This is a genomic window from Vibrio ichthyoenteri ATCC 700023 (assembly GCF_000222605.1).
Lineage (GTDB): Bacteria > Pseudomonadota > Gammaproteobacteria > Enterobacterales > Vibrionaceae > Vibrio > Vibrio ichthyoenteri.
The window spans coordinates 1-263 of record NZ_AFWF01000267.1 but is presented as its reverse complement, the minus strand read 5'-3'; the positions used below and the strand labels follow the sequence as shown (position 1 = coordinate 263).

Sequence of the window (263 nt, the reverse complement as noted above, 5' to 3'; positions counted from 1 at the left end):
GCCAGACGCGAGCGTGCGCGCCTCATGGCAGAAGCGCTCAGCTTTTTCTGTGAAGGACTGGAAGGGCAAATCTTCGACCAAGAAGCGGAGCACTGGCCAGAGGCCGATGTCACCATCATTGATTTGGGTATTTACGCGAAAAATGGCTATGAAGCCCAAATGGCCGCGGCGTATATCTCGCTGATTAACCGTATTAACGCCATTGCAGAGCGTGACCAATACAGTGGCCGTCATATCGTCGCGTTAACCGACGAAGCGCACCT

General features: G+C 54.0%; 1 protein-coding gene. It reads left to right on the top strand.

The features are described 5' to 3' along the window. Positions 1 to 24: 24 nt before the first annotated feature. The coding region (locus tag RH85_RS17780; protein ID WP_039949292.1) for a hypothetical protein at positions 25 to 263 on the top strand (239 nt) is incomplete at its 3' end.